This window comes from Halomarina oriensis (assembly GCF_009791395.1).
Classification (GTDB): Archaea; Halobacteriota; Halobacteria; order Halobacteriales; family Haloarculaceae; genus Halomarina; species Halomarina oriensis.
The window spans coordinates 37930-54291 of record NZ_WSZK01000039.1; the positions used below are offsets into that span (position 1 = coordinate 37930).

The 16362-nt window shown below is 67.7% G+C and carries 20 protein-coding genes; 13 read left to right on the forward strand and 7 right to left on the reverse strand.

Annotation, left to right across the window (positions count from 1 at the left end; genetic code table 11):
- Window positions 1-46: 46 nt before the first annotated feature.
- Together GQS65_RS20010 and GQS65_RS21755 are read left to right on the forward strand one after the other, a co-directional pair.
- Window positions 47-940 (forward strand): tetrahydrofolate dehydrogenase/cyclohydrolase catalytic domain-containing protein, encoded by an 894-nt coding sequence (locus GQS65_RS20010; protein WP_158206391.1) that lies wholly within the window; start codon window positions 47-49, stop codon window positions 938-940.
- Window positions 937-1530 (forward strand): NUDIX domain-containing protein, encoded by a 594-nt coding sequence (locus GQS65_RS21755; protein WP_158206392.1) that lies wholly within the window; start codon window positions 937-939, stop codon window positions 1528-1530. Before GQS65_RS20010 ends, GQS65_RS21755 begins: the two co-directional genes overlap by 4 nt.
- 229 nt (window positions 1531-1759) lie before the next feature.
- On the opposite strand, the gene GQS65_RS20020 is transcribed toward GQS65_RS21755, so the two are convergent.
- Window positions 1760-2467, reverse strand: a complete 708-nt coding sequence (locus tag GQS65_RS20020) for a DUF7117 family protein (protein ID WP_158206393.1) — start codon at window positions 2465-2467, stop codon at window positions 1760-1762.
- Window positions 2468-2629: 162 nt separating this feature from the next.
- Window positions 2630-2902, reverse strand: a complete 273-nt coding sequence (locus tag GQS65_RS20025; RefSeq protein ID WP_158206394.1) for a hypothetical protein — start codon at window positions 2900-2902, stop codon at window positions 2630-2632.
- Here GQS65_RS20025 and GQS65_RS20030 point away from each other — a divergent pair.
- The 3 genes from GQS65_RS20030 (at window position 2873) to GQS65_RS21490 (ending at window position 4513) form a co-directional block, all read left to right on the forward strand.
- Window positions 2873-3238 (forward strand): DUF7528 family protein, encoded by a 366-nt coding sequence (locus GQS65_RS20030; RefSeq protein ID WP_368280380.1) that lies wholly within the window; start codon window positions 2873-2875, stop codon window positions 3236-3238. The genes GQS65_RS20025 and GQS65_RS20030 overlap by 30 nt on opposite strands.
- Window positions 3239-3347: 109 nt before the next feature.
- A complete protein-coding gene (locus GQS65_RS20035) occupies window positions 3348-4316 on the forward strand; it encodes a DUF1028 domain-containing protein (RefSeq protein ID WP_158206395.1) in 969 nt (322 codons plus the stop codon).
- Between the two features lie 50 nt (window positions 4317-4366).
- Window positions 4367-4513, forward strand: coding sequence for a hypothetical protein (locus GQS65_RS21490; protein ID WP_199268515.1), 147 nt, complete (start codon window positions 4367-4369; stop codon window positions 4511-4513).
- A gap of 284 nt (window positions 4514-4797) precedes the next feature.
- Here GQS65_RS21490 and GQS65_RS20040 read toward each other — a convergent pair whose 3' ends face one another.
- Entirely contained in the window at window positions 4798-5079 is a 282-nt protein-coding gene (locus GQS65_RS20040; RefSeq protein ID WP_158206396.1) for an amphi-Trp domain-containing protein, read from the reverse strand.
- 189 nt (window positions 5080-5268) lie between these two features.
- Between GQS65_RS20040 and GQS65_RS20045 the strand changes: the two genes are divergently transcribed.
- The gene (locus GQS65_RS20045) at window positions 5269-5562 is read left to right on the forward strand and encodes a PadR family transcriptional regulator (RefSeq protein WP_158206397.1); all 294 of its coding nucleotides are present in this window, start codon (window positions 5269-5271) and stop codon (window positions 5560-5562) included.
- Here the strand turns inward: GQS65_RS20045 and GQS65_RS20050 are convergent.
- Window positions 5559-6749, reverse strand: a complete 1191-nt coding sequence (locus GQS65_RS20050) for an AI-2E family transporter (RefSeq protein WP_158206398.1) — start codon at window positions 6747-6749, stop codon at window positions 5559-5561. The two genes, GQS65_RS20045 and GQS65_RS20050, sit on opposite strands and share 4 nt — an antisense overlap.
- An 82-nt stretch (window positions 6750-6831) precedes the next feature.
- On the opposite strand from GQS65_RS20050, the gene GQS65_RS20055 reads away from it, so the two are divergent.
- From GQS65_RS20055 to GQS65_RS20065, 3 genes are all read left to right on the forward strand, one after another.
- Window positions 6832-8088 carry an MgtC/SapB family protein gene (locus GQS65_RS20055; RefSeq protein ID WP_158206399.1) on the forward strand — a complete coding sequence of 419 codons (1257 nt, stop codon included), beginning with the start codon at window positions 6832-6834 and terminating at the stop codon, window positions 8086-8088.
- 90 nt (window positions 8089-8178) lie between these two features.
- Complete coding sequence (locus GQS65_RS20060) at window positions 8179-9516, forward strand: aminotransferase class III-fold pyridoxal phosphate-dependent enzyme (protein WP_158206400.1); 1338 nt, start codon at window positions 8179-8181, stop codon at window positions 9514-9516.
- A gap of 207 nt (window positions 9517-9723) precedes the next feature.
- On the forward strand, window positions 9724-10971 hold the full coding sequence (locus GQS65_RS20065; protein WP_158206401.1) for a flavin-containing monooxygenase: 1248 nt from the start codon (window positions 9724-9726) through the stop codon (window positions 10969-10971).
- A 356-nt stretch (window positions 10972-11327) separates the two neighbouring features.
- On the opposite strand, the gene GQS65_RS20070 is transcribed toward GQS65_RS20065, so the two are convergent.
- A complete protein-coding gene (locus tag GQS65_RS20070) occupies window positions 11328-11648 on the reverse strand; it encodes a hypothetical protein (RefSeq protein ID WP_158206402.1) in 321 nt (106 codons plus the stop codon).
- A 100-nt stretch (window positions 11649-11748) separates the two neighbouring features.
- On the opposite strand from GQS65_RS20070, the gene GQS65_RS20075 reads away from it, so the two are divergent.
- Window positions 11749-12651, forward strand: a complete 903-nt coding sequence (locus GQS65_RS20075) for an A/G-specific adenine glycosylase (RefSeq protein ID WP_158206403.1) — start codon at window positions 11749-11751, stop codon at window positions 12649-12651.
- Window positions 12648-12827 (forward strand): hypothetical protein, encoded by a 180-nt coding sequence (locus GQS65_RS20080; protein ID WP_158206404.1) that lies wholly within the window; start codon window positions 12648-12650, stop codon window positions 12825-12827. The genes GQS65_RS20075 and GQS65_RS20080 overlap by 4 nt, the downstream gene beginning before the upstream one ends.
- Here the strand turns inward: GQS65_RS20080 and GQS65_RS21760 are convergent.
- Together GQS65_RS21760 and GQS65_RS20090 are read right to left on the reverse strand one after the other, a co-directional pair.
- The gene (locus tag GQS65_RS21760; RefSeq protein ID WP_158206405.1) at window positions 12824-13036 is read right to left on the reverse strand and encodes a heavy-metal-associated domain-containing protein; all 213 of its coding nucleotides are present in this window, start codon (window positions 13034-13036) and stop codon (window positions 12824-12826) included. The two genes, GQS65_RS20080 and GQS65_RS21760, sit on opposite strands and share 4 nt — an antisense overlap.
- 27 nt (window positions 13037-13063) lie before the next feature.
- Window positions 13064-13261, reverse strand: a complete 198-nt coding sequence (locus tag GQS65_RS20090) for a hypothetical protein (RefSeq protein ID WP_158206406.1) — start codon at window positions 13259-13261, stop codon at window positions 13064-13066.
- Between the two features lie 95 nt (window positions 13262-13356).
- On the opposite strand from GQS65_RS20090, the gene GQS65_RS20095 reads away from it, so the two are divergent.
- Together GQS65_RS20095 and GQS65_RS20100 are read left to right on the forward strand one after the other, a co-directional pair.
- Window positions 13357-14085: a YIP1 family protein gene (locus GQS65_RS20095; RefSeq protein ID WP_368280381.1), complete on the forward strand. Its 729-nt coding sequence runs from the start codon at window positions 13357-13359 to the stop codon at window positions 14083-14085.
- A 116-nt stretch (window positions 14086-14201) separates the two neighbouring features.
- The gene (locus tag GQS65_RS20100) at window positions 14202-16346 is read left to right on the forward strand and encodes a DHH family phosphoesterase (RefSeq protein WP_158206408.1); all 2145 of its coding nucleotides are present in this window, start codon (window positions 14202-14204) and stop codon (window positions 16344-16346) included.
- Window positions 16347-16362: the final 16 nt, after the last annotated feature.

Genomic DNA, 16362 nt, shown 5'->3' on the forward strand with positions numbered 1-16362 from the left:
ACACGTACCCGAGGGTTGAAGGTCTCCGGCCTCGCCCCTTCGAGTGATGACGGACATCATCGACGGGAACGCGGTCGCGGCCGACGTACGCGACGGTCTCGGGGCGGCCATCGGGACGCTCACCGACGCGGGTCACACGCCGGGGCTGGCGACCGTGCTGATGAGCGACGACCCCGCCAGCGAGACCTACGTCTCGATGAAACAGCGCGACTGCGCGGAGGTCGGTATCGAGAGTCGCCACGTCGAACTCGCCCCCGACGCGCCCGCCGAGGACCTCTACGACACCGTCGACGATCTGAACGCCGACCCCGAGATACACGGTATCCTCGTCCAGATGCCGGTCCCCGACCACGTCGACACCCGCCGCGTGTTGCGCTCGGTCGACCCCGCGAAGGACGTCGACGGCTTCCACCCCGAGAACGTGGGGCGGATGGTCGCCGGCCACGCCCGGTTCAAGCCCTGTACCCCGCACGGCATCCAGAAACTGCTGGAAGCGTACGACGTCGAGACGGCGGGGGCGGAGGCCGTCGTCGTCGGCCGCTCGGACATCGTCGGGAAGCCGATGGCGAACCTGCTCATCCAGAAAGCGCCCCTCGGGAACGCGACGACGACGATCTGCCACTCCCGTACCGAGGACCTCGCGGCACACACGCGAGCGGCGGACGTCGTCGTCGCCGCCGCCGGCGTCCCGGAGTTCATCACCGGCGACATGCTCTCCGAGGGCACCACCGTCGTCGACGTGGGTGTCAACCGAGTCGAGGCGGACACCGAGAAGGGCTACGAACTCGTCGGCGACGTGGCGTTCGAGAGCGCCGAGGCGGTGGCCGGAGCCATCACACCCGTCCCCGGCGGCGTCGGGCCGATGACCCGCGCGATGCTGCTCTGGAACACCGTCAAGGCGACGAGCGAGCAGACGGGTGTCGACGTGACCCTGCCGTGAGCGGGAACGAGGGCGACGACGATGCGGTGGCGGGCACGTCGAGCGGCGTGCCCGACTCGACCGGCGAGGGACGTGACGACCGGACACTCGACCCGGACACGCTGGCGGCCCGCTACGAGGGCGTCCAGCGCCGGGCGAACCGTATCGAACTCTCCCCGGAACAGTGGACGGGCCTCGTCACCGACGAGGGGCGGTGGGGCGTCGGGGCGCTCGTCAGGCACGACGGGGCAGCCCTGCTCGTCCGCGAGGACTCGAAGGACAGCGACTGGGTGCTCCCCGGCGGGAAACTCGAGGTCGGCGAGACGCACGCCGAGGGAGCGGCCCGCGAGGTCCGCGAGGAGACCGGTATCGGGGTCGCTGTCGACGGACTGCTCGCCGTCTCCGAGCAGACGTTCGTCGACGCGACGAGCGGTCGGGAGTTCGTCTACTACTTCGCCACCTTCGGCGCGACGCCCGTCGCGGACGGGCGACCAGTTCCCGACGCCGACCCCGGCCTCACCGAGGAGGCCATCGCCGAAGTGCGCTGGCACACCGACCCCCCCGACGACGTGCTGGACCGCGAGCAGCTCGTCGACCTGATGGGCTGGTAGTCCGGAGTCGCCCGGCTACCGGCCGGCCGGTCGAGCGCTTCGGGACGACCCAGGAGAGGGACGCGTCGGTCGAACGTGTCTGCAACCGGACGGTACCGTCGCCGCCGACCTCCGCGACCGACCCCCGCCGCTGGCGAGCGTCGACGTCAGCCCACCGAGACCGTCGATGTCGGAGGGAATCCGACGGTCGGGGGCCCCTCGGTGGTCGGTGGACGTCGTGGAGGTGTCGTCAGTCGATGTCGTCGAGGCGGCGGCGGGCGGTCGACAGGACGCTCTCGTCGCCGTCGCGGAGGTAGTCGCCGACGTCCTGCGTGGCGCGGGCGAGTCGTTCGCTGTCCGCGGGCGAGACGGCCCCGTCGAGGGCCTCGAACCGGCGGACGTGCTCGCCGACGCTCTGGAGGACGGCGCTCGCCGCCTGGTCGGGGTGGTCGTCGAGGTAGGTCCGCAGGTCGCTCCGGTAGTCGTCGACGGCCCGAGCGTACGCGAGCGCTCGCGGGGCCCGCAACGACTCGGGGACGTCCGCCGGACCGGGCCGGTCGTCGAGGTCAGCGCCGCGGAGCAACGACAGCAGGTAGAGTTCCTCGGCGTCGGAGACACGCATCGACCGGTCGAGACTGCGAGCGACGGCGCTCAACTCGGCGGCGGCGAGGTAGGTGTCCGTCAGTGGTTTCAGTTCGCCGCCGTTGATGAACCCGGCGCGGCGGACGTACTCCCGACACGCTTCGGCGGCGTCCGTCGCGGCGTCGAGCAGGCCGTCGTCGACCCGGTTCCGTGCGGCCGTCAGGTCGAGCGTGACCGGCGCGTCGGTGTGTTCGGTCCGGTCGTCGAGACCCGTCGAGCGGAGACTACCGCAGTTCGGACACGCCACCTCGCCGGTCTCGTAGTACGACCAGCGGTGCCCACAGTCGCCACACTCCCGGCGACCACGAATCTTCATACCCGACGGTCGGGCCCGCGGCGGCAAAACCGTAGGTGGTCGGGTGCCGATGCGTCGAGCGGAGTCCCCGCCGGCTACCGGGTCCGACAGGTCGACCTGTCCGACCGTCGGGGTTTATATCGATGGCGTCGCTCTGTCGGGTCGTAATGGCACGAGCAGGCCTCACCGAGGCAGCCGAGGATAGAGGAAGTCGCCGCAAGGCGGCTGGTCGAGAAATTCTCCGATGCGGATAGCCCGCTGCCTCCACACACCGTCAGTGACCGTTCGGACCGTTCTTCCGAAGTAGACGCGACAGCCACCCGCAGTGGCAACGACGATGCCACGCCGCGCGACGACACCGCCGACGGCGACGACCACGCCGTCGACACCGACGGTCCGCTCGGCGTCGCCGTCGACGGCGTCGAGGTGACGCTCGCGCTGGGCGAGGACCGGCACGTCCTCTCACACGAGGACGCCCGACAGTTACGGGCGGCGCTCGACGACGCGCTCTACCGGGTCCGGGAGTTCACCCACACGACCGGTGAGCACCGTCCCGACGGGAGCTACGTCGTCGCCCGACGACGGGCGTCCTCGGCGGGTCACCGCAAGGTGTTCGAGGACGCCCACGCGGTCCAGTCGTGTTACGACGCGCTCCCCGAGGCGTTCACCGCCGAGGACGTGACCTGTGCGTCGGGCGGGCGTCGGCACATGCTCGTCTGGCACTTCGCGGAGCATCCGGGCTACGACTGCGAGATAGTGTCGAGACAGCCACTGACCGCGAGGAAGGGGTGAACTGACGCGCACCGACGGCCGTCGAGCGGGGCAGGCAGCACCGACCGCACAACCAGCCGTGACTGCCGCCATCGCCCGCGTTTTTGTCGGTGGCGACCCTCGCACCACCATGCAGCCACGGCCGAGTACGTTCTCCATCGTCGCCCGAGACCCAGAGACGGACGCCGTCGGCGTCGCCGTCCAGTCGAAGTTCGTCGGCGTCGGGGCGGTCGTCCCGTTCGTCAGTGCGGACGCGGGCGCCGTCGCCACCCAGAGCTTCGCCAACGTCGCGTACGGCCCGGACGGCCTCGACTTACTCCGCGAAGGTCACAGCGCCGCGGCGGCCATCGAGGAACTGACCGAAGACGACGAGGAACGCGCTTCCCGACAGGTCGGCGTCGTCGGCACCGACGGCACCGACGGCTCCGTCGCGGCGTTCACCGGCGAGGAGTGTTTCGACTACGCGAGCGACCGGCAGGGCGAGCACTACACGGTCCAGGGGAACATCCTGGAGAACGCCGAGACGCTCGACGCGATGGCCGAAACGTTCGAGGAGAGCGAGGGCGGCCTCCCCGAGCGCCTCATCGCGGCGCTCCACGCGGGCAACGATGCGGGCGGCGACAAGCGTGGCGAGCAGTCCGCGGCGCTCTCCGTCGCCAAACCCGAGGGCGGCTACGACGGGAAGAACGACCGTTGGGTGGACGTGCGCGTCGACGACCACAACCACCCCATCGACGAACTCGAACGGGTGTTCAAGATATACGACGTCACACTGCTCGCCCGCGAGGAACCCGACGAGACCCGCGAACTGTCCGGTGAGACGGCGACACAGGTGCAGGCCGCGCTCGCCGCGCTGGGCTTCCTCGACGCCGAGACGGAGACCACCAACGGCACGTTCGGCGGGACACAGCGCGACGCGCTGGAGGACTTCCGCGGGATGAACAACTTCGAGAACCACTCGCTGACGGTCATCGAGGACGCGCTGACACGGGGGTGGGACGAGGCCGACGGCGAGGCCGTCCCCACCGACGCGCGTGCCGCCGAGGACCGGCTGGTCGACGCCATCTGGCACGGTCTGGCTCGACTCGACCGGCTCTGAGTCCGTTCGCGGGCCACGCACCTTTGGTCGCCGCGTGCGTAGCCCGAGCCATGCGAGACGAAGAGGAGATCCGAGAGCAGTACGAGTTCCTGAAAGAGGAGTTGGAGAGCGACGAGATGCGCCACGAAGGCGTCAGACAGATGTTCACGTACTACAAACGGGCCATCGGCTGGGTACTGGAGGAGGAGCACATCTGAGCCGGTGCCGGTAGGTTTATGCCCCTGTGGCGATTTGTAGAATTCGACGCTTCGCTTGGAGGGCCGAAGCGTCAGCGGGGACCAATTTCAGGGCGGCGGGCCCGGCCGTGTTTTCGGCTCGGCCCGCTTCCTTTCCTACGTCACGACACGGAGCGACCGCTTCGTCGTTCTCGTCGACCGCTTCGAGACGTCGAGCCGACGGCCCGGAGCGTCCGGTGTCGACCGACCGGTCGACACACGAACGGCAGAGTCAGAGGTAGTCGCCGGCGGGGACGGAGCGCGGTCTACTCGACGGAGAACGACCCGTCCGTGCCGCCGTCGTCGTCCTGTCCTTCGTCCCACTCCAACTCGAACTCGACGCTCAACTCGGGCGCACCGGACCCCGTCTCGCGTTCGGCTTTCACCTCGAACGTCGGGCGGGCGGGGACGTCCATCGTCACGGACTCGCTGCCCGCCGAGAGGACGACCGGGTCGCCGGCTTCCAGCTTGTCTGCGACCGCTCGGAGGTGTTCGGCGATGGTTGCACGGTCGAGTCGCGTCTCGGATTCGAAGAGCACTTCTTCCATACCACACCTACTCGTCGGAAGCGAGATAAGTCAGTCGTTCGCTCCGGGGCCTGCGGGTGAGAGATGGGCACCCGGTGTCGCCCACGTGGCCGGATTTCTCCCGACGCCCCGCCGACGGTGCCGGTCGTTCGTTGCTACCCGGATGCCGACATGTTTATACATCCGTCCGTGATAGTTTCAAGAAGACATATGTACGACTTGACCGGGTTTCAACGTGACCTGCTGTACGTCATCTCCGGGAGCGAGCGACCACACGGTCTCGCGATCAAAGACGAACTGGAAGAGTACTACGAGAAGGAGATCCATCACGGCCGTCTCTACCCGAACCTCGACACGCTCGTCGAGAAGGCACTCATCGAGAAGGGTGAACAGGACCGCCGGACGAACTTCTACACGATGACCGCTCGCGGGCGGCGTGAACTCGAAGCGCGCCAGGAGTGGGAGGCACAGTACGTCGACCGGGAAGTCGACGTCGAGGCCTAATCGGTCCCGTCCGCCGAGGCTCCGCCTGCGGGCCCCTCCCCGGTCGGGTCGTCGGTGAGCGGTTCCGTCGTCGTTCGTTCTTCGAGCGACTGCGCCGTCATCGCACCGGGGTCGACGGCGTAAGGCGTCATCTCCTCGCCGGCGAGCAGTTCCGGGAGGACGAGGCTGGCGAAGTTGTACGCGAGGACGAGGACGATGGGGCCGAGGAAGATGCCGTACCACCCGAACAGCAACGGCCCGAAGATGTACGCGAACATCACCATCCCGATGTGGAGGTTCCGGCCGCTGACGTAGGGCCGCAACAGGAAGTCGGGGATGGAGTCGACGACGACGAACGAGACGGCGAAGAAGACGGCGACGAACCAGAGGTTGTCGAGTTCCGGGAGACCGCTGTAGACGAGGTAGCCCGTGACGGGCAGGTAGACGAGTTTCATACCGACGACGGGAATCAGGCTGGCGACGCCGGTAAGCAGACCGAGGAGCGTCGGATACGGAACCGGCGTCCCCGGTGCGACTTCGTTGAGGAGCGTGTAGGCGATGGCCCCGATGAGGCCGGTCATGATGGCGTTGAGGATGTTGCCGAAGAAGACGGAGGCGAAGTCCGTGTCGACGGCCCGCGCGTACTGCTCGAACACCCCCCGGTCGTCGGCGAAGCGGTTGCGGACCCACCGAGAGAGGCGGGGGCCGTCCCGCAGGAGGTAGAACGCCAGTGCGAGCATGATGAACAGGTGGAACAGGCCGTTACCGATGAACCCCACCGAGTCGAGTAGCTGTCTCGTGCCGCCCTCCAGCAGCGACAGGTTGTTCGGGTCGTTCAGGAGTTCCTGTGGGTTCTGGAACTCACTGGAGAGGTCGAAGTACGGTGTGACGTACGGTTCCAGCGGGCCGAGGTCGGCGTTCTCCGCGCTGGTGAAGCTACTGACCTCCTGTAACGCGATGAGGACGACGTACACCAACAGCAAGAGCGCCGGGAGCGCGAGGACGAAGATGGAGACGGCCGCGGCGAGACTCGGCGGGTAGATGTGCCGTTTCAGTCGGCGGTAGACGGGTCTCGTGGCGTAGTAGAGGAACAGACCGAACACGAACGTCCCGACGAACGAGTAGAACACCAGGAGGAGCGAGACGGCGAGAACGAGACCGAGGAGCGCCCACGCGGCCCGTCCCCGGTCGAGAGCGGACCAATCCATACCGCTCCGTGGGAACGAACTGTTAAAAACCCCGTCGCAAGCTACCGAGTTAAGTACTGTTGAGTGCTATGTAGAACTACGTATGTCACAACAGCTCGCCACGCTCGACGGGGCACTCCTCCGGGTGCTCGTCGCCGGGGCACTCGGTCTGTTCATGGGGATGGAGCGGGAGTGGTCACACCGGTCTGCGGGCGTGCGGACGTTCTCGCTCATCACGCTCATGGGAGCGGTCTTCACCGTCGTCGAGCGTGACGGACTCCTCACCGTGGGTGCCGTGCTGGTCGTCGTGATGGGGGTGGCGCTCGTCGTCCGTGGTCTACTCGACGAGGACGAGGGGTTGTCGCTGACCACGGCGACGTCGATGCTCGTCGCCTACGGCGTGGGCGTACTCGTCGGGTCGGGCTACGTCAGCGTCGGTGCGACCGTCGCCATCCTCTCGACGCTGCTGCTGGTGTTGAAACGCGAACTCCACTCGTTCGCGTGGGGGTTGAGCCGCGACGAACTCCGGTCGACCGTCGAGTTCGGCGTGCTCGCGTTCGTCGTCTACCCCCTGCTCCCGGCCGGCGAGACGCGTATCGCGGTCGGTGACGTCCCGCTCACCTTCGAGCCACGGACCGTCTGGCTACTGGTCGTGAGCGTCGCCGCCATCGGTATCGTCAACTACGCCATCGTGAAGTCCTACGGCTCTCGGGGAATCGCCGTGACCGGCTTCTTCGGCGGCCTCGTCTCCTCGACGGCCGTCGTCGGGACGATGCTCGACCACGTCCGCCAGCGTCCGGACGCCGTCTCCTACGCCGTCGCGGCCGTCCTGCTCGCCGACGCCGCGATGGCCGCACGGAACCTGCTCATCGTCCTCGCGTTCACGTTCGGGGGGGACCCGCTGTACGGTCTCGTGCTCCCGCTGGGGGTGGTCATCCTCGGAAGCGTCGGTATCGCGGCGTTCACCGCCGACTGGACGCAGTCGGTCGAGGTCGACCTGGAGAGTCCGTTCTCGCTCCGGAACGCGCTGGGGTTCGGTGCGCTGTTCGCCGTCGTCCTCGTCGGGAGCGCCATCGCACAGGCGACGCTCGGCGACCAGGGGTTCTACCTCGCGGCGGCGCTCTCCGGACTCGTCTCCAGTGCCGGCGCGACCACTTCGGCCGTCGTCCTCTACACGGGTGGGACCGTCTCGGCACAGACCGCCGTCGTCGGCGTGATGGTCGCCACCATCTCCAGCATCGCCGTCAAGGCCGCACTCACGCTCGCCGGGCCGACCCGCTCGTTCGGCTACCGCGTCTCGATGTGGAGCGGCGGCCTGACCCTCGCTGCGGCGGGGGTGAGCCTCGTCGTCCTGCTCTGACGGCGGGCGGCCGACGGATAACCCCCCGGCGTTCGCAAGTTTCGTCCCGAACCCGTAGCCTTATTTAGTGAGTTAGTACCAAACGGCGGCATGAACCGAGAGACGGCGGAACCACAGGTGCGCTCCATGCCGGGCGAGAAGGCCCGGCGATGGGCGGCCGAACACCGAGAGTACGCCGCACGGAGCACGTACGTCTACGACTTCGTCTGGGACCTCACGGGCGACGCGGCCGGACCGTTCTGTACCGACGTCGACGGGAACGTCCTCATGGACTTCACGAGCCACGTCGGGGCCGCACCGCTCGGCTACAACAGCCCCAAGATCCTCGACCCGCTCGCGGAGTTCGACCTCGTCGACCCGATGAAGATCGCCGGCCAGGACTTCTACGTCTCCGGCGAGGACGTCACCGAAGACGGGATGCCCGGCCCAGCGGGTCTGATGCGCCGACTCACCGAGGCGACGAGTCACTACGACATGGACACCGTCTTCCTCTCGAACTCCGGCGCGGAGGCCGTCGAGAACGCGATCAAGATCTGTTACGACCACACCGAGGGGCAGTACGGCATCACGACCCACGGCGCGTTCCACGGCCGGACGCTCGGTGCGCTCTCGCTCAACCGCTCGAAGTCCGTCTACCGCCGCGACTACCCCGAGGTGGCCGGCATCCACGACGTACCGTACTGCGACGATAGCGCGTGTGACGCCTCGACCTGCTCGTGTGGCTTCTTCACCGACGACGGTTCACAGCTTCGGCGGATGCTCGACCCCGACACCGGGTTCGTCGACCCGAACGAGGTGGCCTACCTCATCCTCGAACCCATCCAGGGCGAGGGCGGCTACCGCATCCCCAGCGACGCGTTCATGGACGAGGTCGCCGCCGTCACCGAGGAACTGGGTATCCCCATCGTCGCCGACGAGATACAGTCCGGGATGGGCCGGACCGGGAAGATGTGGGGCGCGGACCACTACCCCATCGAACCGGACGTCATCACCGGCGCGAAGGGTCTGCGTGTCGGAGCGACCGTCGCCAACGAGGACCTGTTCCCCGACGAGGGGTCGCGCATCTCCTCGACGTGGGGCGCGGGCGACATCCTCGCCAGCGCGCAGGGGGCGCTCACCATCGACGCCATCCACGAACACGACCTGCTCGACAACGCCACCGAACGTGGTCGGCAGATGGTCGAACGCCTCGAAGACGCGAGCCTCGACTGTATCACCGACGTTCGTGGCCTCGGGTTGATGCTCGCACTCGACTTCGAGACGAAGGCGCTCCGCGACGCCGTCATCGAGTCGGCGCTCAAGCGTGGGTTCCTCACGCTCGGCTGTGGCTACCGCACCCTCCGTCTCCTCCCGCCGCTCGACGTGACCGAACGGGAAATCGACCTCGCGGCTGACCTGCTGCTGGAGTCCATCGCGGACGTGAGCTGAACCGGACATCCGTTTTGCCGGTATTGATAGACACGTGCCGCGTGTGTATCTCCAGCCAGCTATCAGTAACGAGATGATTCTATTCGTCGCGCCGAGCACGGAGGGCGCGTTCAGCAACCACTCGACTCGAACAGTCGAGGTTGCGAAGCCATAACCGTACGGACCTGCGCAACGCTCATCGCCTAATCAGGCGTGTAGGACCATGTAATGGACGCTCACTACGATGCCGTTGTCATTGGCGGGGGACAGGCGGGGCTGGCAACGAGTTTCCACCTGACAGAGGCAAAAAGTAACCACATCGTCCTCGAACGAGATCGCGTCGGTGAGCGGTGGCGGACCGAACGCTGGGACTCGTTCACGCTCGTCACCCCGAATTCGTGGAATCGACTCCCCGGGTTCCCGTACGATGGGGACGATCCGGAGGGCTTCCTCTCACGCGAGGAGGTGATCGCGTACCTCGAGGAGTACGCCGAGCGGTTCGACCTCCCGGTACGACTCGGCGTCGAGGTGACGGCGGTTCGAGCCGACACCACAGGCTTCAGCATCGAAACGACGGACGGGACCTACGAGGCGGCGAACGTCGTGGTGGCGACGGGATCATTTCAAGAACCCCGGACTCCCGACGTTACGGACGGGATTCCTATGGCAGTTCATCAGCTACACTCCAGCGAGTACACCAACCCCGACGCGCTTCCCAGGGGTCCCGTCCTCGTGGTTGGGTCCAGTCAGTCCGGCGCGCAGATTGCGTCGGAACTCCACGAAAGCGGTCGTGACGTCTACCTCTCGGTAGGTTCTGCACCCAAACTGCCACGTCGCTACCGAGGGCGGGACGTCGGGCACTGGCTGGAGATGATGGGTGGCTTCCAGACTACGGTCGATGACCTCGAATCACCTGCTGCCCGGTTCGCTCCGTCGGCGTACGTCTCGGGAAAAGATGGAGGTCAAGAGATTGACCTCCTCGAACTCGCAGACGATGGGATGACCCTGCTCGGACGAGTGGTCGGCGTCGAGGACGGCCGAATCCATCTTGCGGACGACGTAGAAGAGAACCTCCGTAACGCCTACCTGTTCTACGTCGAACTCGTCGAGGGCATCGAGCAGTTCCTGGAGACGGCCGACGTGGACGCTCCTGAGCCAGAGTTCACACTACCGGCTCCCAACGAGATTGCTGTCGAATCGGTTCCAGAACTTGACCTCGTCGCGGCGAACGTTCGGAGCATAGTCTGGGCGACCGGCTACCAGGCCGACTTCTCGTGGATCGAATCCGTGGACCGTGACGAGTTTGATTATCCGGTGCACCGACGAGGCGTAACCGATACACCAGGACTGTACTTTGTCGGCCTCCACTGGCTCTACACTCGTGGATCGGGCCTCCTCTACGGCGTCGGTGAGGACGCGAGATACGTCGTCGAACACCTCATAGAGCGGCTGGAGAGTACCAAGGGTCGCCCGTGAAGTGACCAGAAACGTACTTCGAATCACCGCCAGCGGACTATTTGGCCACTCTCCGCTGTAACCAACTCGCCCCCTATATGCAAGCACGACGAAGCTGGCAGAATCGTGGGAGATTGAGCCTCTTTTTGACACACTTACGCTCTGTGTCTAACAGTTGAATCAGCTGAGGTCGGCTGGAAAAAACACACTATCCGCGCGAGTGTAACGAGCGCGGTTCGCCGTGAGGCGCACCAGCGCCGAGCGGGGTGAGGAGCGAACGGAGCGCTCGGAGAGCGCGAAGTGAGTGACGAATCCTTTTGGTCGAGCTTTTACCCTGTGGGGCGGCTTCGCCGCCCCACTCGTGGATAAAAGGTCGGTTAGAACTGATACCGGCGTCCGTCGTTCTCGGGCGGGTCCGGCGCGCCGGTCATCTCCTCGTAGGTCATCCCCGAGAGGTACTCGTCGTAGGTGACGCCGTACTCGCGGCGGAGGTGGGCGTCGAGGCGGCCGGTCTCGACGGTCGACTGGAAGAGCAGGTGGACCGCACGCTTGAGCAGGTCGTCGGTCTCCTCGGGGCCGAGACCGGCTTCGAGGAGCGCGAGTTCGGTCTTCGTCTCCCGGTCGAGGGCGAGCGCGTGGCCGTCGCCGAGGTCCGCGTAGGCGGCGTCGACGGCGTCGGTGAGGTCGTCGAGACTCATTCCCCCTGACGTGGTGTGGCGTGGGTCAAACCGGTTTCGCTCGGGGCCGGTGCGCCAGTCGAATCACCACCGCTAAACCGCCCGCGAGCGACACACGGGTATGACAGAGACGGCGTTCGCCGACGGCGAGCGTGAGGGCGTCAGGCGGGCGCTCGTCGAGTGGTACGAGGCCGACCACCGCTCGTTCCCGTGGCGCGAGACGACCGACCCGTACCGCATCCTCGTCAGCGAGGTGATGAGCCAGCAGACCCAACTCGGCCGCGTCGCCGAAGCGTACCGCGAGTTCCTCGCGGAGTGGCCCACCGTCGAGGACCTCGCGGCCGCGGACCGCGCCGACGTGGTCGGGTTCTGGACGGACCACTCGCTGGGGTACAACAACCGCGCGAAGTACCTCCACACCTCGGCCAACCAGGTCGTCGACGACTTCGACGGCGCGTTCCCCGAGACACCCGACGCGCTCCAGGAACTCCACGGCGTCGGTCCCTACACCGCCAACGCCGTGGCGTCGTTCGCGTTCGACCGGGGCGACGCCGTCGTGGACACGAACGTCAAGCGCGTCCTCCACCGCGCGTTCTCGGTGCCGGACGACGACGGTGCGTTCGAGGCGGCGGCCAACGACCTCATGCCCGACGGCGAGTCCCGCGTCTGGAACAACGCCATCATGGAACTGGGTGGGGTCGCGTGCGGGCAGACCCCGCGCTGTGACGAGGCCGACTGTCCGTGGCGCGAGTGGTGTGACGCCTACGCGTCGGGTGACTTCACCGCGCCCGACGTACCGACACAGCCGGAGTTCGAGGGCTCCCGGCGGATGTTCCGCGGCCGGGTCGTCAAACTCCTGCGCGAACACGACGAACTGGCGCTCGACACGCTCGGCCACCGTGTCAGGGTGGACTACACGCCCGACGGCGAGTTCGGTCGCGAGTGGCTGGAGGGACTCCTCGCGGACCTCGAGTCGGACGGCCTCGTGGAGGTGACGGCGGGGAGCGCCCGCCTCCAGCGATGAGGGTCGGGTTTCGCCGGGAGAACCTCGGGCGTGCCGTCGTCGGGTTCCTGGCCGCGATGACCGGCGTCGTGGTGGTCGGGACGCTCGTCGGGATGTCGCTCCCGGAGGTGCTAGTGTTCGGGGTGGCGCTGGGCATCGGGTTCTCCCTGGGCGTGCTGTTCTTCGACCAGCGTTAGCGGACCGAGTAGCCCAGCGCCCGAATCGCCTCGGCCGCTCGCTCGACGGCCCCGTCCTCGCCGACGACGTCGACCCAGCCACTACCGAGGTCGATTTCGAGTTCGTGGACGCCCTCGACGCCGAGCACCGCTCGACGAACCGCGTTCTCGGCGGCGACGCCGGTCGCTCCATCGACTCCGAGGAGACGGCGCGTCTGTTCTCGTCTCACGTCGAGAGCGGTTCGGCCGGTCGGTAATCACTGTTCTGGCTGCCGGTCGCCGACGCCCCACGAGTCCGGTTCGGACGACGTCGACGACTGGTCGCGTGCCTCGCGGTCCGGGGCCGTCGACTCGGGAGTGTGTTCGGCGCTCGACCGTCCGAGGCAGCCCGCTAGCGTCACGGTCCGCCCGAGGAGCCCGACCGCGAGCAACCGTCGCCTCGAGATGTCTTTCACGAAATACTGTTATTACAGAAAGCTTATATAACTTTGGTCCGGCGGCCGGCCACGACTCCGGAACCCTCATGCGCCGACCGCTACTCTCTCGACCCGTGACGCAGTGGGTGGAGACCACCGAGGGGGGTCGTGACCGCGGACCGTTCGGCATCGCCCGAGCGTGGGTCGAGGTACTGATTCGCCCCCGCCGCTTCTTCGTCACCGGCATCGCGCCGGGCGACCAGGCTCCGGGGCTGGTGTTCGCCGTCGTCGTCGCGCTCTGCCACGTCGGCGTCCGTCTCACTCTCGAATCCGACCCACTGCCCGGCGTCGACGGCCGGCCGACCGGCCTGCTCGTCTTCGCCTTCCTCGTGGCCGCCCTCATCCTCGCGCCGCTGGCGCTCCACCTCGCCGCGGCGCTCCAGACGCTCGTCTTCCTCGCGCTCTCGGTCGTCGGTCTCGCGGAGAACCGGGGCGGTGTGAGCCAGACCGTCCAGGTCGTCGCCTACGCGACCGCTCCCTGTGCGCTGTCGGGAGCGCCGATACCCGCGCTCCGTGTCCTCACCGCGGCGTACGGGTTCGTCCTGCTGGTCGTCGGCCTCGTCGTCGTCCACGACCTCTCGCCGCCCGTCGCCCTCCTCGCGGCGCTGGTTCCTGGGCTGTTCGTCTTCGGCTACGCCTTCGGCGGCGTCTTCGCGCTGGAGGCGCTCCTCGGCGTGAATCTCGTCGGCCCGGCGACGAACGTGACCGAGGAGACGGCCGCGGCCACGGGGCGGAGGACGGCGCGGCGCGGCGCGGCCGTCGCCGCCGGAAGCTCGTCCACCGGGTCGACGGTCGGCCGCTGAGGGTCGCTACCCCTCGGTCTGGGCCGATACGGCGTCCACACGTCCGAGCGTTCGCACGGGATGTCGGTGTAAGCCAATCCGACAACCGTTTCAAGCCGGGCAGGAACAGTCGAGTAATGGGTAGCTGTATCATCTGCGGCACGTCGACCGACGGCCGCATCTGTTCGAGTCACGAAGAAGACGTCGTCTTCGAGTTCAAAGGCACCACTCCCAACCAGCTCACCAAGGGTCGGTTCTACCGCGGGACCGTCGACGGCTACGCCGAGTTCGGCGTCTTCGTCAACATCGGCGACCACGTCACCGGTCTTCTCCACCGCAGCGAAATCGACCGCCGACTGGAGAGTCTCACGTGGGAGCAGGGCGACGACGTCTACGTGCAGGTGAAGGGCGTCCGTGACAACGGCAACATCGACCTCGGCTGGTCCATCCGGCAGGCCGACCGCGAGTTCCGCGGCGCGCTCGTCGACGACCCCTCCAGCGACGAGGGGACCTACCTCGCCGACGAGGACGACGAGGACGACGACCCCGAGCCGACCGTCACGACCTCCAGCCCCGAACCGTCGAACGCCTCGCACGACGACGACGGGACCGACGACGCCCAGTCGGACGACGCCTCGAACGCGTCCGCTGCGGCTGACGCCGACGCCGACACCGACGCCGACCGTCGTGAGGGCACGGCGGCCGAAACGGCGACCGACGGCTCGGCCGTCGTCACGAAGGAGCGTGACGCCGAGACGAGCGCCGAGTCCGAACCGGAACCCGACGCGACTGCGGACGTCGAGCGTGTCAGTATCGACGTGCTGAGCGACCTGGTCGGCGATGTCGTCCGACTCGAGGGCCGTATCGTCGACGTGCGCCAGACCTCGGGGCCGACCGTCTTCGAGTTGCGAGACGAGTCCGGCCTCGTCGACTGTGCGGCGTTCGTCGAGGCTGGCGTCCGCGCGTACCCCGACGTCGAACAGAGGGACCTCGTCCGACTCGACGGGGAGGTCCGCGAACGCCGCGGCGAACTCCAGATCGAGACGGAGGCGCTGGTCGTCCTCGACGACGACGAGGCCGCGACGGTCACCGGCCGGATGGACGACGCGCTCGACGAGCGTGCTCGGCCGGCCGACGTCGACCCGCTCGCCGCCGACGACGCGGTCGACGCCGTCCTCGACGAGACCCGCGAGGCCGCCACCGCGATTCGTCGCGCCATCATCGAGTCCCGACCCATCGTCGTCCGCCACGACGCGACGGTCGACGGCTACCTCGCCGGTGCCGCCATCGAGCGGGCCGTCCTCCCCCTGCTCCGCGAGGAACACGCCTCCAGCGACGCCGTCTACCACTACTTCGACCGCCGCCCGCTGGAGACGGTCTACGACCTCGACGACGCGACGAAGGACGTCTCCTCGATGCTCTCGAACCGCGACCGCCACGACGAGAAGATCCCGCTGATGGTGTTCGCGGGCGTCGGCGCGACCCGCGACTCGCTCGACGGGTTCGGCCTGCTCGACGTCTACGGTGCCGACCGCGTCGTCGTCGACGCGGGAACCGTCGACGAGGGTGTGTCCGAGGCGGCCGACGTGGTCGTCGCGCCGGCCGGCGAGAGCGAGACGGCGACGAGCGCCACCGCGCTCGCCACCGCCGTCGCCGTCCACGTCGACGACGCCGTCCGAGAGGACCTGCGTCACCTCCCCGCCGCCTCGTTCTGGGAGGAGGCTCCGAGCGAGTACGTGGACCTCGCGGCCGACGCGGGCTACAAGACGGGCGACGTCGAGCACCTCCAGGAGGCCATCGCGCTCGAAGCGTACTACCAGTCCTACGAGGACAAGCGCGAACTCGTCGAGGACCTCCTGTTCGAGGACAGCGAGGCGCTCGTCGACAGCGTCAGCGAGCAGTTCCGCGAGAAACTCGCCACCGAAGTCGAGACGGCCGAGGCCAACCTCGACGAACGCGCCGAGGGGGGCGTCGCCTTCGCCGTCCTCGACACGGACGCGTTCACCCACCGCTTCGACTTCCCGTCGACGGACATCCTGCTGGACGAAGTCCACCGACGCAACCGTGACGGCGCGTTCGTCACGCTCGGCGTCGCGAAGGACGAACTCCGCGTCCGCTCGACGTTCGACCTCGACACCCGAGCGGTGGCCGACGCCGCCCGCGAGCACGTCGAGAACGCCGGTATCGAAGCCCGCGGCGGCCGTGACCGCATCGAGTTCGTGGCCGGCGAACGCGACACCGTCGTCGACGCCGTCGTCGACGCCATCGCGGACCTCGCCTGAGCGGGCCGTCGTCGGC

Bases quoted from the DNA above. Each gene is read 5' to 3' on its own strand.
- GQS65_RS20010 (WP_158206391.1), top strand. From the start codon at position 47: ATGACGGACATCATCGACGGGAACGCGGTCGCGGCCGACGTACGCGAC.
- GQS65_RS20020 (WP_158206393.1), bottom strand. From the start codon at position 2,467: ATGAAGATTCGTGGTCGCCGGGAGTGTGGCGACTGTGGGCACCGCTGG.
- GQS65_RS20035 (WP_158206395.1), top strand. From the start codon at position 3,348: ATGCAGCCACGGCCGAGTACGTTCTCCATCGTCGCCCGAGACCCAGAG.
- GQS65_RS21490 (WP_199268515.1), top strand. From the start codon at position 4,367: ATGCGAGACGAAGAGGAGATCCGAGAGCAGTACGAGTTCCTGAAAGAG.
- GQS65_RS20040 (WP_158206396.1), bottom strand. From the start codon at position 5,079: ATGGAAGAAGTGCTCTTCGAATCCGAGACGCGACTCGACCGTGCAACC.
- GQS65_RS20045 (WP_158206397.1), top strand. From the start codon at position 5,269: ATGTACGACTTGACCGGGTTTCAACGTGACCTGCTGTACGTCATCTCC.
- GQS65_RS20050 (WP_158206398.1), bottom strand. From the start codon at position 6,749: ATGGATTGGTCCGCTCTCGACCGGGGACGGGCCGCGTGGGCGCTCCTC.
- GQS65_RS20055 (WP_158206399.1), top strand. From the start codon at position 6,832: ATGTCACAACAGCTCGCCACGCTCGACGGGGCACTCCTCCGGGTGCTC.
- GQS65_RS20060 (WP_158206400.1), top strand. From the start codon at position 8,179: ATGAACCGAGAGACGGCGGAACCACAGGTGCGCTCCATGCCGGGCGAG.
- GQS65_RS20065 (WP_158206401.1), top strand. From the start codon at position 9,724: ATGGACGCTCACTACGATGCCGTTGTCATTGGCGGGGGACAGGCGGGG.
- GQS65_RS20070 (WP_158206402.1), bottom strand. From the start codon at position 11,648: ATGAGTCTCGACGACCTCACCGACGCCGTCGACGCCGCCTACGCGGAC.
- GQS65_RS20075 (WP_158206403.1), top strand. From the start codon at position 11,749: ATGACAGAGACGGCGTTCGCCGACGGCGAGCGTGAGGGCGTCAGGCGG.
- GQS65_RS20080 (WP_158206404.1), top strand. From the start codon at position 12,648: ATGAGGGTCGGGTTTCGCCGGGAGAACCTCGGGCGTGCCGTCGTCGGG.
- GQS65_RS20100 (WP_158206408.1), top strand. From the start codon at position 14,202: ATGGGTAGCTGTATCATCTGCGGCACGTCGACCGACGGCCGCATCTGT.